Genomic DNA, 17,540 nt, shown 5'->3' on the forward strand with positions numbered 1-17,540 from the left:
CCCGATTCGACATCGAGCCTCTCCCGAGACCCCGCCGCGCTGCAGGCGCTGATGGGCGAGGTTCGCGCCTGGGCGCATGAGTTCGGATTCTCACAGATTGGGGTGGCCCACGTCGATCTGAGCGATGCGGAAGCCGGACTGCAAGCGTGGCTGGACGCCGGCCATCACGGCGAGATGCACTACATGGCCGCCCACGGCCTCAAGCGCGCGCGGCCGGCCGAGCTGGTCCCCGGCACGCTCAGCATCCTGACCGCGCGCATGGACTACCTGCCCGAGTCGGTCGGCCCCGACTGGCAGGACCGCGAATGGGCCGCGATGCGCGATCCGTCGCGGGCGCAGGTTTCGCTCTATGCGCGGGGGCGGGACTATCACAAGGTCCTGCGCCATCGCCTGCAGCAGCTGGCGGACCGCATCCAGGCCGCCATCGGACCGATGGGGCATCGCGTGTTCACCGACTCGGCACCGGTGATGGAAGTCGAGCTGGCCACCCGCTCGGGCCTGGGCTGGCGCGGCAAGCACACCCTGACCCTGCATCGCGACAGCGGGTCCATGTTCTTCCTGGGCGAGATCTTCCTGGACGTGGCGCTCCCCCTGACGGAGCCGGTCACCGCGCACTGCGGCCAATGCAGCGCCTGTCTGGATGCCTGTCCCACGCGGGCGATCGTCGCCCCGTACCGGCTCGACGCGCGGCGCTGCATCAGCTATCTGACCATCGAGCAGGACGGACCGATCCCGGTCGAGTTCCGCGAGGCCATGGGCAACCGCATCTACGGTTGCGACGACTGCCAGCTGGTCTGCCCCTGGAACAAGTTCGCGCGCCGCAGCCCGCTGCCGGACTTCGACTGGCGCGAACCGCTGGGGAACGCCTCGCTGCTGGCGCTCTGGGCCTGGGACGAGCCGACCTTCCTGCGCCGCACCGAGGGCTCGGCGATCCGGCGCATCGGCCATGCGCGCTGGCGGCGCAACCTCGCCGTGGCCATGGGGAACGCGCTCAGGCAAGACCTGGCCCCGGCGTTGCGCGAGGACCTTCGCCGGGCGCTGACGGCGGTCCGGCCGGACGCGTCGGCCTTGCTCGCCGAGCACATCGACTGGGCGCTGGCGCAGGACCCGGAGGGCTGATCCCCCCGGCCGGCCCTCGCGCCGGCGCCTCACTCCTGGATCGCCTTGCGGAAGGCGGCGATGAAGTCCGACACCGCCTTGGGCGAGCGCAGCCCCTGGGGCTGGACCGCGCGGACCTCGACCGGCACCTCGGGCAGCAGGGTGCGCAGGTGCAGGTCCTCGCCACGGGCCTGCGCGGTGAAGGAGTCGACGATGGCGGGGCCGAATCCCTGCTCGGCCATCACCATCGCGATGTGGTGGGTCTGCACGGTGATGCCGGCCTGCGGCGTCAGCCCCAGCCGCGCCCACTGATCGGCGAGCACCGCGCCCAGCGGGTCGCGCTCGTCGATGCGGATGAAGGGCTCGCGCAGCACGTCCTGCAGATCGACCGTGGCGCGGCGGTCCGCGCCGGACTTGCCGCGCGCGGAGACACACACCAATCGCCCGGTGGCGACCAGCTCGTCGCTCAGGGCCGGGTGGGGCATGCGCCCATAGACGATGCCGACATCCCCCTCCTGCAGCGCCATCGCCCGGGCGATGTCGTTGGAATGCAGGGTGCGCACGGAGATCGGCAGATCGCCGTAGCGGCGGCGGAAGAGCTTGAGCGCCTCGGGCAGCGCGCGTACCGCGAGCGAGGGCACGACCAGGATGCGGAAGCCCTGGCCCTCGCCGCTGCCCAGCGCCGTGGCCATGCGGCGCACCGATTCCAGCTGCGACATCAGCGCCTGGACCTCCGGATAGAGCGCCTGCGCCTCGCGCGTGGGGATGAGGCGGCGGCGCTGGCGCGTGAACAGCGCGTAGCCGAGCTGCAACTCCGCCAGCTGCAGGGCCTGCGTCACGGCGGGCTGCGTCACGTGCAGCAGCTTGGACGCGGCGCTGACGGAACCCGTCAGCATCACCGCATGGAAGACCTCGATGTGTTTCAGGCGCACGCCGTGCTCCCGGCAAGAACATAAGGCCAGCTTATACGTTGGAGCGGACTTCCGATCCACGGGAGGACTGAGGTTCAATATCGTTCACGCATTGCCACCTTCGCCCACCGCGAGAAAGGAAACGCCATGAAGGCTTTCGTTCCCAGTGCAGTTGTCGTCCTGTCCCTCGTCGCCGCCGGTGCCGCCCAGGCACAGACGGGCGGCACGCTCGAGAAGGTCAAGTCCTCGGGCACGATCACCGTGGCCTACCGGGACTCCTCGATCCCGTTCTCCTACCTCGACGCCGAGGCCAAGCCCACCGGCTTCGGCTGGGAGATCTGCGGGAAGATCGTCGACCAGGTGAAGAAGGCCACCGGCCGCGCGGACCTGAAGGTGGCCACGCAGGCGGTGAGCTCGCAGAACCGCATCCCGCTGCTGGCCAACGGCACCATCGACATCGAGTGCGGCTCCACCACCAACAACACCGAGCGCGCCAAGCAGGTCGATTTCGCGATCAACTACTTCTACACGGGCACGCGGCTGCTGGTAAAGGCGAACTCGGGCATCAAGTCCTTCGCGGACCTGAAGGGCCGCAAGGTGGTGTCGACCACGGGCACGACCAACTTCCAGGTGTTGCGCCGGCTCAACCAGGAGAAGGGGCTGGGCTTCGATCTGATCAGCGCCAAGGACCACGCCGAGTCCGCGCTGCTGGTGCAGGCGGGCCGCGCCGACGCCTTCGGCATGGACGACATCCTGCTGTACGGGCTGAAGGCGAGTTCGGCCAACCCGGCGGAGCTGGCGGTGGTGGGCGACGCGGTGCAGGTCGAGCCCTACGCGATCATGCTGCGCAAGGACGATCCGGCCTTCAAGCAGCTGGTGGACGGGGTGCTGACGCAGCTGATGAAGAGCGGCGAGTTCGAGGCGCTCTACAAGAAGTGGTTCCAGTCGCCGATCCCGCCGCGGGGCATCAACCTGAACGCGCCGATGAGCCGCGAGCTGCAGGACAACCTGAAGGCGCTGTCGGACAAGCCGGCGCAGTAAGCCTCCCATGACGCAGACAACACCGCGCCCGGCGCGCGGCGCGGGCGGAGCCATGCCGGGCCCGCCCGGCGTCGTGGGCATCCTGGGGGGCATGGGGCCGCTGGCGACGGTCGACTTCATGCGCAAGATGCTCGCGGCCACGCCGGCGGTGACGGACCAGGACCACGTCCCGGTCGTGGTCAGCAGCATCCCGCAGGTGCCCGACCGCACGGCCGCGTTCCGGGGCGAGGGCGTTTCGCCGCTGGACGCGATGATCGCCAGCGGCCGGCGCCTGATCGCCGCGGGCGCGGACATGGTGGTCGTGCCCTGCAACACGGCGCACCTGTGGTTCGACGAGCTCGAGCGGGCGCTGGGCCTGCCGATGATCCATCTGGTTGATGCCGCGATCGCCGAGGCCCTCGAGCGCGTGCCGGACGGTGGCAAGGTCGGCCTGCTGGCGACCGACGCGACGCTCGCCTCGGGGCTCTACCTGAACCGGACCGCGCTGGACGGACGCCGCGTCCAATGGCTGCTGCCGACGGCCGGCGAGATGCTCGACCTCGTCATGCCCGGCATCGCTGACGTGAAGGCCGCTCAGCTGCCCGCGGCCGCGCAGCGGCTCGCGCAGGCCGCGCGGGCCCTGCATCAACGGGGCGCCCGCGCGATCGTGCTCGGCTGCACGGAGATCCCGCTGGTGCTCGACGCCGAAGCGGCCGGCCTGCCGGTCATCGACGCCACCGCCGCGCTCGCCCGAGAGGCCGTGGCCTGGGCGAGCGCGCGGCGATCGGACCACTGATTCGAGTCAGGCATCCGACTGGGATATGCGACGAGTTTTCCAGAATGGTCGATGCGACCGGTCACGACGACCATGAATTCGACGGCGCGCATGCCGTCGCTTTCAGGAGTTGTGAATGTTGAGAACGCTGAACAAGGAAGAGATCGCAAGGGTGCATGGCGGCTTGGCCGCCGTGCCAGTCGGCGTCATCGTCGGGGGGACCTTGGCGGGAGCGAACTACCTCGCGGGGAGTCGGCGCACCCTCATGGGTTTCGGGGGCGCCGTGATGTACGGGGCCATTGGGGGTGCCGTCTCGGCAAGTGGCGCCGGCATTGCCATGAAGCTCTTTGGCGGCGCGTTCGGAAGCGCCGGTCAGTGGTTCGCGAAGAAGGTCTGAGGCGATGGGCGTCGCGTTGGATTGGCAGACGGTCCTGATGCCCTTGGCCACCGGGGTCGGCGTGCTGTCCTACTCGCGGGCCGTACACGCCCAGCGAGGTGGCCTGGTGCTCGCCGGTCTCGCCACGGCGCTTTCCGTGGGTGCCGTCGTGGTTCCCAAGGAGGGCGGGGGCGGCGAGTGGTGGCAACTCGCCCTCGCGTCGGCGACCGGGCCGCTGGCTTACGGTGTCGCGCGGTGGGTACGACGGAGATCCACCTCGACCTGATGCTGAGCGGGCGCCGCCTTGGAGCGTCTCCGGGCGGCGTCCTTATCTGATGGCGACCTCCAGCCACATCGGCAGTGCCACCATCCCGAGCAGCGTCGAGACCGTGACCAGTCCCGCGACGAAGGGGCCGTTGCCACCCATGCGGACGGCCAGGACGTAGGCGCTCGAGGCCGTCGGCAGGGCGGCGAAGGCGATCAGCAGCGCGGCCTGCGGGGCGGGCAGGGCGAGCGCCTGTCCCAGCGCGATCGCCGCCAGCGGCAGCATCAGGTGCTTGATCGCCAGCAGGGTGGCCGCGAGCCAGGGGGCGTCCTTCAGCGCGCCCAGCCGCAGGCCGGCGCCGACCGCCATCAAGCCCAGCGGCAACGCCGCCAGGCCGATCTTCTGCAGGGTGATCGCCGCCGGTTCCGGCAGGCGCAGGCCCAGCAGGTTCGCCGCGAGGCCCGTCAGCGTCGCCACGATCAGCGGATTGCGGGCGAGCTCGCGCAGGTAACCGTGGCCGCCGTGGCGCGCCAGCGGATACACCGCCGCGACGTTGGCCACCGGCACGCACACCGCGACGATCATCGCGATCCAGGCCACGCCCTGCGCGCCGTGCAGCCGCTCGGCCAAGGCCAGTCCGACGAAGGTGTTGAAACGGAAGGCCACCTGCGACCCGGACGCCAAGGTCCTGGGGGCAACACCTGGCACCCACCGCAGGGCGTACGCCATCGCGATGCCCGCGCCCATCACGCCCAGCCCGGCGCCCATCAGGGTCATGGTGTCGCCCGGCGACAACGTGCTGCGCGAGATGGAGTTGAACAACAGCACAGGAAAAAGCAGGAAGTACACGAGCTTTTCCGCCGCCTCCCAGACCGGCCGGTCCAGCGGCGTGTATCGGCACAGCAGGAATCCCGCCGCGATCAGCAGGAAGTCGGGCAGCAACAGCAGCATGCGGGGGTGTTCGTCCAAGGGGCGCACGAGTGTGCCAGTCCGATCGCACACGCCTTGACGAAGTCTCTACGTAGTTCCGCTAGCGCCCCCCGGAGGCCGGGATACTTAAGCTCGCCCGATGGCCGGTCCCCCGGCCTCGCATCAACGTCCCCCTTTTTCAGAAGACGAGGAGATCATGAACCGTCGCTCGATCCTTCAACGCGGCCTGGTCCTGGGCACGCTGACCGTCAGCTGCTCGCTCGCCCTGGCCGACGGCTATCCCAACAAGCCGGTCAAGCTGGTCGTGCCCTTCGCGCCCGGCGGCACCACCGACATCGTCGCCCGCGTGGTGGCCCAGCACATCGCGGGCCCCCTCGGTCAGACCATGATCGTGGAGAACAAGGCGGGCGGCGGCGGCATCATCGGCGCCACCGACACCGCCCGCTCCGCGCCGGACGGCTACTCGCTGGGCGTGGCGACCGTGTCCACCACGGCCACCAACCCCGCCATCAACCCGAAGACGCCGTACAACCCGCTGACGGACTTCACGCCCATCATCAACCTGGCCGCCACGCCCAACGTGATCGCGGTCCACCCGTCCTTCCCGGCCAAGGACTACAAGGGCTTCATCGCCGAGCTCAAGAAGAACCCCGGCAAGTACAGCTACTCCACCTCCGGCACCGGCGGCATCGGCCACCTGCAGATGGAGCTGTACAAGAGCCTGACCGGCACCTTCGTCACCCACATCCCGTACCGCGGCGCCGGCCCGGCCCTGAACGACACCGTGGCCGGCCAGGTCCCGATGATCTTCGACAACCTGCCGTCGGCGCTCCCGTTCATCAAGGACGGCCGCCTGATCGCCATCGCCGTGGCCGCGCCGCAGCGCCTGGCCGTGCTCCCGAACGTCCCCACCTTCAAGGAACTGGGCCTGGAGCCGGTCAACCGCATGGCCTACTACGGCATCCTGGGCCCGAAGAACCTGCCCAAGGAAGTCGTGGCCAAGATCAACGAGGCCGCCCGCAAGACCATCGAGATGCCCGAGGTGAAGAACCGCATCGAGCAGACCGGCTCGATCGTCATCGGCAACACGCCCGAGCAGTTCACCGAGCAGATCAAGGCCGAGTTCGCGGTCTACAAGAAGGTCGTCGAGCAGCAGAAGCTCAAGCTCGACTGATCCTCCGCGGATCCGGGGCCGGTTCTCGGCAGAGCACCGACGAGAAGGGGCGTCCCACGGGACGCCCCTTTGTCATGCCGGCACGCGCGGCCCGGCCGGTCCTTCAGGCCCGGTGGATGCGGAACACGCTGACCGCGTCGACCAGGCTCAGCGCCTGACCCCGCAGACTGGAGGCGGCGGAGGCGATCTCCTCGACCATCGCCGCGTTCTGCTGCGTGGCGGCGTCCATCTCGCTGACCGCGCCCGACACCTGCGACACCCCCTGCGCCTGCTCGGCGCTGGCCACGCTGATCTCGCCGACGATGCGGTGCACGTGGCGGATGGCGTCCACCACCTCGTTCATGGTCTCGCCGGCGCGGTTGACCAGCGCGGTGCCGGCCTCGACCTCGTCCACGCTGGCCGCGATCAGGGTCTTGATCTCCTTGGCCGCCTCGGCCGAGCGGCTCGCCAGCGTGCGCACCTCCGACGCCACGACCGCGAAGCCGCGACCCTGCTCGCCGGCCCGCGCCGCCTCGACGGCCGCGTTCAGGGCGAGGATGTTGGTCTGGAAGGCGATGCCGTCGATCACGCCGATGATGTCGGCGATCCGGCGCGAGCTGCCATGGATGCCCTGCATCCGCGCCACCACCTGCGACACCACCTCGCCGCCGCGCGTGGCGACCTCGGCGGCGGAGTTCGCCAGCTTGTTGGCCTCGCCCGAGGACTGGGCCGTGTGGCCGACGGTGCCGCTGAGCTGCTCCATGGTGCTGGCCGCCCGCTGCACGTTGGAGGCCGTCTGCTCGGTGCGCTGGCTCAGGTCCTGGTTGCCGGCGGACACCTCGTGGCAGGCGTTCTGGATGCTCTCCGAGGAGGAGCGCACCTGGGTGATCGCGGTCTGCAGGCTGGCGCGCATGCGCTCGATGGCCCCCACCATGGTGGCGATCTCGTCGCGGCCCTCGGCCGTGGCGACCCGGGTCAGGTCGCCCTGGGCGACGGACTCCACCAGATCCATGGCCCGCGCCAGCGGCCGCGTCACCGAGCGCGTCAGGGCCCAGGCGAACAGCGCGCCGGCCGCCAGGGCCAGCAGGCCGATCACGAGGATGCGGGCCTGCGCGGCGTTGGTGGCCTCGTCGACCTCCGCGGCCATGTCGTCCAGCGTCTTCTGCTGGAAGCGCAGGTAGCCGGTCATCTTCTCCAGATAGGCGTCGGCCTGCGGGCGGAACTGCTCGGTCAGCAGGCGCTCGGTGGCCTCGGCGTCGCCGGCCTTCTTGAGCGCGGCGATCTTGTCGCGCGTGGCGATGTAGGTCTTGCGCGCCTCGGTCAGCTCGGCCACGACGCGCTTCTCGTCGTCGCTCTTGGGCAGCGCGTCCAGGGACTTGACGATCTCGTTGCCCCGCGCGGTGGAGACCTTCACGTCGGCGGTGAAGTAGTCCGCCAGCGACGGGTCGCTGCTCTTGGCGATCGCGGTGTAGCGCTTCACGCCGACGATGGTCAGCATGTACCACTCGCTGACCAGGCGCTCCTTCTGGAGCGGGACGGCCATCATCGTGCGGGTGGCCTGCTCGGTGCGGTTCAGGCCCAGCCAGCCCACGGTCATGATGGCCGCCACCAGCAGCAGCACCACGCCGAATCCCATCGAGAGGCGGGCTGCCAGGCGCATGTCGTTCAACTTCACGTCTTGTCTCCGTCGGTTGCTCCGGCCCGGTGACGCGTCATGGCGATGGCACCGGTACCAAATGGAGTCGCGACTGTAGGCGGCAGGCCCCCACGCGGGACGAGGTCAGCACCGCCAAAACGTGGCGTTGTACCGGGTACGGCAGGCGACCCGACGAATTTCAATAGATGAAAAGGGCGTCGCGGCATGCAAAAAACCGTCATGCTGCGCCGCCGCAAAATTTCTCATGATGGAGGAGGTCATCTCACCATCCGGTTTATGAATCGCAACCTGTTGATTTTGTTGGTGAAAAAATTCAGTCTTATATAAGACATAGCGCGAACCTGACCGGTCGGAGGCGCCTAGATTTGAGTCCATCGGTTTCGCATCGCGAGCTGATTCCCAGGAGGCTCCCGGGAAGCGGTTCCGGCGAGGCGATCCCAGCGAGTTCATTCAAGCGACTTCATCTAACCAGGAGATTGATCATGACGACCCTGACCCGCGACCAGCAGATTGCCGCCCTCGAGAAGGACTGGGCCGAGAACCCCCGCTGGAAGGGCATCCAGCGCGGCTACTCCGCCGCCGACGTGGTGCGTCTGCGCGGCTCGCTGCCGATCGAGCACACGCTGGCCAAGCGCGGCGCCGAGAAGCTGTGGAACCTGGTGAACACCGAGCCCTTCGTCAACTCGCTGGGCGCCCTGACCGGCAACCAGGCGATGCAGCAGGTCAAGGCCGGCCTGAAGGCCATCTACCTGTCCGGCTGGCAGGTCGCCGGCGATGCCAACAGCAACGGCGAGATGTACCCCGACCAGTCGCTGTACTCGGTGGACTCCGTGCCGAAAGTGGTCAAGAAGATCAACGCGACCTTCAAGCGCGCCGACGAGATCCAGTGGAGCGAAGGCAAGAACGACATCGACTACTTCGCCCCCATCGTGGCGGACGCGGAAGCCGGTTTCGGCGGCGTGCTGAACGCCTTCGAGCTGATGAAGAGCATGATCGACGCGGGCGCCGCGGGCGTGCACTTCGAGGACCAACTGGCCGCCGCCAAGAAGTGCGGCCACATGGGCGGCAAGGTGCTGGTCCCCACGCGTGAAGCGGTGGCCAAGCTGGTGGCGGCGCGTCTGGCGGCCGACACCATGGGCGTGCCCACCGTGCTGCTGGCCCGCACCGACGCCGAGGCCGGCGATCTGGTCACCAGCGACATCGACGACAACGACAAGCCCTTCTGCACCGGCGAGCGCACCGTCGAAGGCTTCTTCCGCACCCGCAACGGCGTGGACCAGGCCATCAGCCGTGGTCTGGCCTACGCCCCCTACGCCGACATGATCTGGTGCGAGACCGGCAAGCCCGACCTGGCCTTCGCCAAGGCCTTCGCCGAGGCCATCCACGCCAAGTTCCCCGGCAAGCTGCTGGCCTACAACTGCTCGCCCAGCTTCAACTGGAAGAAGAACCTGGACGACGCCACCATCGCCAAGTTCCAGCGCGAACTGGGCGCGATGGGCTACAAGTTCCAGTTCATCACGCTGGCGGGCTTCCACAGCCTGAACTACTCGATGTTCAACCTGGCCTACGGCTATGCGCGCAACAACATGAGCGCCTTCGTCGAGCTGCAGGAAGCGGAATTCGCCGCCGCCGAGAAGGGCTTCACCGCCGTGAAGCACCAGCGCGAGGTCGGCACCGGTTACTTCGACGCGGTCACCACCACGATCGAAGCGCAAGCGTCGACCGCGGCGCTGAAGGGCTCCACCGAGGACGAACAGTTCTTCGACGCCAAGCACGGCTGATCGCCGTGCGCCGGGCGGCCTAATCCGGGCCGCCCGGTCACACCGCGCGCACGCCGTGCCTCGGCGCGGCGCTGGCCGACGCGGCCCCGTCGCCGGTGCCCGCGTCGCGGCGCCGCCATTCCTGGATCAGCTCCACGACCGCATCCGGATCCGCCGGCTTGACCAGGTGCACGTCGAAGCCGGCCTCGTGCGCGCGTCGCCGGTCGTCCTGCTGGCCGTAGCCGGTCAGCGCGATGAGCAGGCAGCGATCGCCGCCCGGCAAGGCGCGCAGGCGCCGCGCCACCTCGTAGCCGTCCAGTCCGGGGAGGCCGATGTCGAGCAGCACCACCTGCGGCATCCGGGCCGAGGTCCGGGCGATCGCCGACGGGCCGTCCAGCTCCACCGCCGACTCGAAGCCCGCGAGCTCCAGGAACACCGCCATCGAATCCGCCGCGTCGCGGTTGTCGTCCACGACGAGCACCCGGCAGCCGCCGTTGCCGGAGGGCGTGTCGCCAGGCCCCGGCGATTCGGCCGATGCGATCGATGCGGACGGGACGGAAGCGCCCGCCGCGCCGATCGTGACAGCCGAGGACGAGGGCGCCATCGCGTCGCTCTCGCTGTGCCCCGCGCCTTCGGCGACGGGCAGCCGCACGATGAACTCGGAACCGCATCCCGGTCCGTCGCTGCGCGCCTCGACCTCGCCGTGATGCAGCTGCACCAGCCGCTGCACCAGCGTCAGGCCCACGCCCAGGCCGCCCTGGTTGCGGTCCAGGCTGCGCGGGCCCTGCTCGAAGAGATCGAAGACGTGGGGCAGCAGCTCCGGCGCGATGCCGCGCCCGTCGTCCCGCACCGACAGCGCGAGGCCCTGCGTGCCCGCGTCCAGCCGCAACTCGATGCGGCCGCCGGGATCCGTGTACTTGGCCGCGTTGTGCAGCAGGTTGGTGACGACCTGGATCAACCGCGCCGCGTCGCCGCGCACCCGCGCCGGCTGCGCGGGCAGCGTCAGCCGCAGCTGCTGGCGCTGCGCGTCGATCAGCGACTGCACCGGCTCCAGGCCCTGCCGCACGATGTCCCGCAGGTCCAGCAGCGCCGTCTTCAGCACGATCTTGCCCTGGCTGATGCGGGCCACGTCCAGCAGCTCGTCGACCAGCCGGGTCAGGTGCCTCGTCTGCCGGTCGGTGACGGCGACGGCCTCGGCCAGACGCCCGTCTTCGGTCGAGCGTGGCCCGTCCTGCGACCCGCGGGCGTCGGCCAGCGAGCGCATCACCTCGACCGCATTGCGGATCGGCGCCAGCGGATTGCGCAGCTCGTGCGACAGCATGGCCAGGAACTCGTCCTTGCGATGGCTGGCCTGCAGCAGGGCCGCCTCGATCTGACGGCGCTCGACGATCTCCGCCTGCAGCGCGCCGTAGAGCCGCGCGTTCTCGAAGGCGATGGCGGCGCGGCCGGCCAGTTCCTCCAGCGTGGGCCAGTCGGTGGGCGGATGTGGATCGGCCAGCAGCAGGCCGCCGACCACGCGCTCCCCGGCGACCAGCGGCAGCACCGAGCCGCTGGCCGTGTCGCGGCGCGGCGGCGCGCCCGGCGGCGGGGTTTCGCCGGTATCGAGGGCGTGCAGGGACGGCGCCACGGGATCGAGCGCATGGCGCGTGGCGTTGTAGAGCGCCTCGGACAGCATCTGCTCCCGACCTTCCTCGAACATCGGCGGCTCGTCCGGCCGGGTGGGCGCGTCGCAGCGCAGGACGCGCTCGTGGCCGTGGCCGCCGTCGCGCAGCCACAGCAGCGCGCGTGGCGCGAAGCGCGGCACCAGCAGCGCCAGCAGCCGCCGCATCGCGATGTCCGCGTCCAGCGAGTGCGCCAGCTCGTGGCCCGCCTGGGCCAGGAAGATGGAGCGGCGCGTGTTCTCCTCGGCGGCGCGCTGGGCGGCCTCGGCGCGGGCGATGGCGATGCGCTCCAGCGCCTGCTGCCGCAGCCGCTGCTGCATGATGAACAGGTCCACGAAGACCCGCACCTTGCTGCGCAGCACGTCCGGGATCACCGGCGACAGGATGTAGTCCACCGCCCCCAGCGAATAGCCCTGCGCCAGCTGCAGCTCGTCCGCGTAGGCCGTGACGAAGATGATGGGCGTGTGCGCCGAGCGCCGGTAGCCGCGGATCAGCCGGGCCGTCTCCAGCCCGTCGATGCCGGGCATGTTCACGTCCATCAGGATGACCGCGAACTGCTGGCGCAGCACCTCGCGCAGCGCCTCGCTGCCGGAGCGGGCGATGACCACGTGCTGGTCCAGGTCGGCCAGGATGGTCTCGAAGACCAGCAGCTTCTCGGGCAGGTCGTCGACGATGAGGATGCTGGCGCGCTCGGCCGCGTCGGGCGTGGCGTAGCCGTCGAAGAGGGCGCTCAGTGGCATAGCCAGCCCCGCAGCACGGTGAGCATGTAGGCCGGGTCCACCGGCTTGGACAGGTAGTCCCAGGCGCCGGCCTCGATGCACTTCTGGCGGTCGCCCTTCATCGCCTTGGCGGTCACCGCGACCATGGGCAGCTCGCGCCCGCGCGGCAGGCGGCGGATCTGCTGCATGGTCTCCAGCCCGTCCATCTCCGGCATCATGATGTCCATCAGCACGATGTCGATGGCGGGGTCCTCCTGCACCAGCCGGATCGCCTCGCGACCGTTGTCGGCCGAGACGATCACCATCCCGTGCGAGTCCAGCACCGTGGCCAGCGCGAAGATGTTGCGCATGTCGTCGTCGACGATCAGCGCCTTCTTGCCCGCCAGCCGGCAGCGCGCCTCCTGCGCCTCGCGCAGGGCCTGGCGCTCGTGCTCGTCCAGGTCGGCCTGCGGGCGATGCAGCGCCACCGCGAGGTGGGCCGTGGCTTCCTCCAGGTCCGACGCGATCCGCGTGGGCAGTCCGTGCACCTGATGCCAGCGCGTGGCCTCGGTGGGTTCCGCGTCCGCGGAGGAGGGCGCCGCGTGCAGCGCGACCACGGGCAGCGGCAAGGTGCCGGGACGGCGCTCCAGCGCGTCCAGCACGTCCTGCGGACCGAAGGGGCTGGCGGCGGCGTCCACCAGCAGCGCGTCCGCGCCGGGCAGCAGTGCGCGGGCGTCCTCGGCGGAGCCCAGCAGCACGGTCTCGAACTCATGCGCCATCGCGGCGAAGGGCGCCAGCAGCGTCTGGCGGTCCGGCCCGTCGCGCATGGCGACCGCGAGCCGCCGCACGGGGCGGTCCAGGTAGAGCTGCAGGTCGCGCAGCGCCGCGTCGACGTCGTCGCGCGACTGCAGCGGCTTGGACAGGAAGCCCAGCGCGCCGGCGCGCAGCGCGCGCTCGCGCGACTCGTCGGTGGAGACCACGCACACCGGCAGGTGGCGGGTGTCGGGATCGGATTTGAGCCGGTCCAGCACGCGCCAGCCCTGCATGTCGGGCAGGAAGATGTCCAGCGTGATCAGCGCGGGGCGGAACTCCTGCGCCATCGTCAGCGCGCCCGCGCCGGTGGTGGCGACCAGCCCCTTCATGCCGGCCTGGCGCGCCGATTCCAGCAGCACGCCGGCGAAGGCCAGGTCGTTCTCGACGATCAGCAGCACGCGGTCGCCCGAGACGATCTCGTCGCGATCGTCCTTGGCGACGTTGGCGAAGACGATGCTGTCGGGCGGCGCCTCCAGGTGCGGCCGGTCGGCGTCGATCGGCAGCGGGGCGTCGGCCGAGCCGGCCGGTGAGGGCGACCCGTCGCCCCGGGCCTCGATCCGCGGACGCCGCGCGGCGGCGCGCTGGACCGCGGCCTCGGCCAGCGCCGCGGCGCTGATCTCGCCGGTCGCCGAGGCGGGCAGGGCGGGCCGGCCCGCGGCGCCGTCGCCGGCGTCGCTCGCGCTGGTGCGCAGGCGCGGATTGCGCGGTGGCGCGTAGTGCTGCGGCAGGTAGAGCGTGAAGGTCGAGCCGCGGCCCGGCGCGCTCACCAGGCGGATCTCGCCGCCCAGCAGCCGCGCCAGCTCGCGGCTGATCGCCAGGCCCAGGCCGGTGCCGCCGTACTTGCGCGAGGTCGAACCGTCCGCCTGCTGGAAGGCCTCGAAGATGATCTGCTGCTTGTCCGCGGAGATGCCGATGCCGGTGTCCGACACCGCGAACGAGATCACCTGGCCGGCGTGGTTCAGCACCTCGCTGTCGGGCGACCAGCCCTCGGTCGCCGCGGCCACGGTGAAGCTCACCTGGCCCTGGTGCGTGAACTTGAAGGCGTTGGACAGCAGGTTCTTCATGATCTGCTGCAGCCGCTTGACGTCGGTCACCAGCGACTTGGGCAGCGGCTGCTCCACCTCCACCGCGAAGCCGATGTGCTTGGACTCGGCGAAGTGCCGGAAGCTGCGTTCCACCGAGCGTTGCAGCTCGTCCAGCCGCAGCTCGCTGACGTCCACGGCCACCGTGCCGGACTCGATCTTGGACAGGTCCAGGATGTCGTTGATCAGCATCAGCAGGTCGTTGCCCGACGCGTGGATGGTCTTGGAGAACTCCACCTGCTTGCCGGTGAGGTTGCCCTCGTTGTTCTTGCAGAGCTGGTCCGACAGGATCAGCAGCGAGTTCAGCGGCGTGCGCAGCTCGTGCGACATGTTGGCCAGGAACTCCGACTTGTACTTGGAGGTCAGGGCCAGCTGCTCGGCCTTCTCCTCCAGCGCCTGGCGGGCCTGCTCGACCTCGGTGTTCTTGCGCTCGACTTCCTGGTTCTGGTGGGCCAGCAGCCGCGCCTTCTCCTGCAGCTCCTGGTTGGTCTGCTGCAGCTCCTGCTGGCGGCGCTGCAGTTCCTCGGCCAGCGACTGCGACTGGATCAGCAGGTCCTCGGTCCGCGTGCTGGCCTCGATGGTGTTGATCACGATGCCGATGGACTCGGTCAGCTGCTCGAGGAAGGCCAGGTGGGTGGAGCTGAAGCGCTCGATCGAGGCCAGCTCCACGACGCCGCGCACGCGGCCCTCGAAGATCACCGGCAGCACCAGCACCTCCAGCGCCGCGGCCTCGGCCAGGCCGGAGGCCACGCGGAAGGCGTCGCCCGGCACGTTGGCCAGCAGGATCTTCTCCTGGTCCAGCGCGCACTGGCCGACCAGGCCCTGGCCCAGCGCCAGCTCCTTGCCGTGCGTGGCCAGGCCGCCCGAGGCGTAGCTGGCGATCAGCTTCAAACGCGGCATCTCGCCGCGCATGCTCAGCACGTAGAACTCGGCCTGCTGCACGCCGACCACGGGCGCGAGCTCGCTCAGGATCAGCTGGCCGACGGTCACCAGGTCCTTCTGGCCCTGCAGCATGCGGCTGAACTTGGCCAGGTTGGTCTTGAGCCAGTCCTGCTCGGTGTTCTTCTGCGTCGTGTCCTTGAGGTTGCGGATCATCTCGTTGATGGTGTCCTTCAGCGACGCCACCTCGCCCTGCGTGTCGACGGTGATCGAGCGTGTCAGGTCGCCCTGGGTCACGGCGGTCGCGACCTCCGCGATCGCGCGCACCTGCGTGGTCAGGTTGGCGGCGAGCTCGTTGACGTTCTCCGTCAGGCCCTTCCAGGTGCCCGAGGCGCCCGGCACCTTGGCCTGGCCGCCCAGCTTGCCTTCCACGCCCACCTCGCGCGCCACGGTCGTCACCTGGTCCGCGAAGATGGCCAGCGTGTCTGTCATCGAGTTGATGGTGTCGGCCAGCGCCGCGATCTCGCCCTTGGCCTCCACGGTCAGCTTCTGCGCCAGGTCGCCGTTGGCCACGGCGGTCACCACCTTGGCGATGCCGCGCACCTGACCGGTCAGGTTGCCGGCCATGAAGTTCACGTTGTCGGTCAGGTCCTTCCAGGTGCCCGACACGCCGCGCACCGTGGCCTGGCCGCCCAGCCGGCCCTCGGTGCCGACCTCGCGCGCCACGCGGGTCACTTCCGAGGCGAAGGAGGAGAGCTGGTCCACCATGGTGTTGATGGTGGTCTTGAGCTCCAGGATCTCGCCCAGCACGTCCACGGTGATCTTCTTGGACAGGTCGCCCGCGGCCACCGCCTTGGTCACGTCCGCGATGTTGCGGACCTGCGAGGTCAGGTTGGACGCCATCGAGTTGACCGAGTCGGTCAGGTCCTTCCAGGTGCCGGCCACGCCCTGCACGTCGGCCTGGCCGCCGAGCTTGCCCTCGGTGCCGACCTCGCGCGCCACGCGGGTCACTTCCGCGGCGAAGGAGCGCAGCTGGTCCACCATCGTGTTGATGGTGTTCTTGAGCTCCAGGATCTCGCCCTTGACGTCGACGGTGATCTTCTTGGACAGGTCGCCCGCGGCCACGGCGGTGGTGACCTCCGCGATGTTGCGGACCTGCGAGGTCAGGTTGCCGGCCATGAAGTTGACCGACTCGGTCAGGTCCTTCCAGGTGCCGGCCACGCCCTGCACGTCGGCCTGGCCGCCCAGCTTGCCCTCGGTGCCGACCTCGCGCGCCACGCGGGTCACCTCCGCGGCGAAGGAGCGCAACTGGTCCACCATCGTGTTGACGGTGTTCTTGAGCTCCAGGATCTCGCCCTTGACGTCGACGGTGATCTTCTTGGACAGGTCGCCCGCGGCCACAGCCTTGGTCACGTCGGCGATGTTGCGCACCTGCGAGGTCAGGTTGCCGGCCATGGAGTTGACCGAGTCGGTCAGATCCTTCCAGGTCCCGGACACGCCCTCGACGCGGGCCTGTCCGCCGAGCGAGCCCTCGGTGCCGACCTCGCGCGCCACGCGGGTCACCTCGGACGCGAAGGAGCGCAGCTGGTCGACCATCGTGTTGATGGTGTTCTTCAGCGTCAGGAACTCGCCCTTGACGTCGACGTCGATCTTCTTGGACAGGTCGCCCTGCGCGACCGCGGTGGTCACGTCGGCGATGTTGCGCACCTGGTCGGTCAGGTTGCCGGCCATGGAGTTGACCGAGTCCGTCAGGTCCTTCCAGGTGCCCGCCACGCCCTTGACCTCGGCCTGGCCGCCGAGCTTGCCCTCGGTGCCGACCTCGCGCGCCACGCGGGTCACCTCGGCGGAGAAGTCGCCCAGCTGCTCGACCATGCGGTTGATGGTCTTGGCGGTGTGCAGGAACTCGCCCTGCAGCGGCCGGCTGTCGACCTCCAGCGCCATGGACTTGGTGAGGTCGCCTTCGGCGACCGCGCCGATCACGCGCGCGGCCTCGCTGGTGGGGTGGACCAGGTCGTCGATCAGGGCATTGATGCAGTCGATCTGCTGGCCCCAGAAGCCGCGCATCTCGGGCAGCGCGGCGCGCTGGCGCAGCCGGCCTTCCTTGCCCACGACCTGGCGCAGCCGGGCCAGTTCCGCGGCCATGGAGGCGTTCTGCTCGACCACGTCGTTGAAGGCATCGGCCAGCTTGCCCGCCACCCCGGTCCAGTGGAACGGGAGCCTCACCTCCGGGTCCCCGCGACGCAGCGCATGGAGCGCGAGCAGCATGGCGGTCAGGTGCTCGGCCGGAACGACGGCCACCCCTTCCTCGAGGACACTCATGGGCTTCTCCTGCCGTACTGGTGACGGCTCGACGACGTCCAGCAGGTGCTGAACCGGCGGACTTTAGCGCCGGGTCCGTGACGGGTGGGCCTGGGTTTTGGAGGGCCCGCGCGGGCACGCCGGTTGCCAATCCTGGTCGTCCG

12 protein-coding genes are annotated in these 17,540 nt (G+C 69.8%); 6 read left to right on the forward strand and 6 right to left on the reverse strand.

The window, feature by feature from the left end:
* Positions 1 to 51: 51 nt before the first annotated feature.
* Positions 52 to 1,119 carry a tRNA epoxyqueuosine(34) reductase QueG gene (gene queG, locus MCHT01_RS08070; RefSeq protein WP_067064533.1) on the forward strand — a complete coding sequence of 356 codons (1,068 nt, stop codon included), beginning with the start codon at positions 52 to 54 and terminating at the stop codon, positions 1,117 to 1,119.
* 29 nt (positions 1,120 to 1,148) lie between these two features.
* On the opposite strand, the gene MCHT01_RS08075 is transcribed toward queG, so the two are convergent.
* The gene (locus MCHT01_RS08075; protein WP_067064454.1) at positions 1,149 to 2,030 is read right to left on the reverse strand and encodes a LysR family transcriptional regulator; all 882 of its coding nucleotides are present in this window, start codon (positions 2,028 to 2,030) and stop codon (positions 1,149 to 1,151) included.
* Positions 2,031 to 2,156: 126 nt separating this feature from the next.
* Between MCHT01_RS08075 and MCHT01_RS08080 the strand changes: the two genes are divergently transcribed.
* The 3 genes from MCHT01_RS08080 (at position 2,157) to MCHT01_RS08090 (ending at position 4,201) form a co-directional block, all read left to right on the forward strand.
* On the forward strand, positions 2,157 to 3,050 hold the full coding sequence (locus MCHT01_RS08080) for an amino acid ABC transporter substrate-binding protein (protein WP_067064455.1): 894 nt from the start codon (positions 2,157 to 2,159) through the stop codon (positions 3,048 to 3,050).
* Between the two features lie 52 nt (positions 3,051 to 3,102).
* On the forward strand, positions 3,103 to 3,825 hold the full coding sequence (gene cuyB / locus MCHT01_RS08085; RefSeq protein ID WP_067064457.1) for a cysteate racemase: 723 nt from the start codon (positions 3,103 to 3,105) through the stop codon (positions 3,823 to 3,825).
* A 115-nt stretch (positions 3,826 to 3,940) separates the two neighbouring features.
* On the forward strand, positions 3,941 to 4,201 hold the full coding sequence (locus MCHT01_RS08090) for a hypothetical protein (protein WP_067064459.1): 261 nt from the start codon (positions 3,941 to 3,943) through the stop codon (positions 4,199 to 4,201).
* Between the two features lie 307 nt (positions 4,202 to 4,508).
* On the opposite strand, the gene MCHT01_RS08100 is transcribed toward MCHT01_RS08090, so the two are convergent.
* The gene (locus MCHT01_RS08100; RefSeq protein WP_067064462.1) at positions 4,509 to 5,396 is read right to left on the reverse strand and encodes an AEC family transporter; all 888 of its coding nucleotides are present in this window, start codon (positions 5,394 to 5,396) and stop codon (positions 4,509 to 4,511) included.
* Between the two features lie 175 nt (positions 5,397 to 5,571).
* Here MCHT01_RS08100 and MCHT01_RS08105 point away from each other — a divergent pair, with 175 nt between their 5' ends.
* Positions 5,572 to 6,549 carry a tripartite tricarboxylate transporter substrate binding protein BugE gene (locus MCHT01_RS08105; RefSeq protein ID WP_067064465.1) on the forward strand — a complete coding sequence of 326 codons (978 nt, stop codon included), beginning with the start codon at positions 5,572 to 5,574 and terminating at the stop codon, positions 6,547 to 6,549.
* 103 nt (positions 6,550 to 6,652) lie between these two features.
* Here the strand turns inward: MCHT01_RS08105 and MCHT01_RS27800 are convergent, their stop codons facing one another.
* Positions 6,653 to 8,203 (reverse strand): methyl-accepting chemotaxis protein, encoded by a 1,551-nt coding sequence (locus tag MCHT01_RS27800; protein ID WP_067064467.1) that lies wholly within the window; start codon positions 8,201 to 8,203, stop codon positions 6,653 to 6,655.
* 105 nt (positions 8,204 to 8,308) lie between these two features.
* Positions 8,309 to 8,635, reverse strand: a complete 327-nt coding sequence (locus MCHT01_RS26105; RefSeq protein ID WP_148661446.1) for a hypothetical protein — start codon at positions 8,633 to 8,635, stop codon at positions 8,309 to 8,311.
* Positions 8,636 to 8,667: 32 nt separating this feature from the next.
* On the opposite strand from MCHT01_RS26105, the gene aceA reads away from it, so the two are divergent.
* The gene (gene aceA / locus MCHT01_RS08115; RefSeq protein WP_420541760.1) at positions 8,668 to 9,966 is read left to right on the forward strand and encodes an isocitrate lyase; all 1,299 of its coding nucleotides are present in this window, start codon (positions 8,668 to 8,670) and stop codon (positions 9,964 to 9,966) included.
* Positions 9,967 to 10,003: 37 nt separating this feature from the next.
* Here the strand turns inward: aceA and MCHT01_RS08120 are convergent, their stop codons facing one another.
* Entirely contained in the window at positions 10,004 to 12,346 is a 2,343-nt protein-coding gene (locus MCHT01_RS08120) for a response regulator (protein ID WP_067064469.1), read from the reverse strand.
* The gene (locus tag MCHT01_RS08125) at positions 12,337 to 17,397 is read right to left on the reverse strand and encodes a hybrid sensor histidine kinase/response regulator (protein ID WP_067064471.1); all 5,061 of its coding nucleotides are present in this window, start codon (positions 17,395 to 17,397) and stop codon (positions 12,337 to 12,339) included. Before MCHT01_RS08125 ends, MCHT01_RS08120 begins: the two co-directional genes overlap by 10 nt.
* Between the last annotated feature and the right edge of the window lie 143 nt (positions 17,398 to 17,540).

It is taken from the genome of Mitsuaria chitosanitabida ATCC BAA-476 = NBRC 102408, from assembly GCF_001598255.1.
Taxonomy (GTDB): domain Bacteria; phylum Pseudomonadota; class Gammaproteobacteria; order Burkholderiales; family Burkholderiaceae_C; genus Roseateles; species Roseateles chitosanitabidus.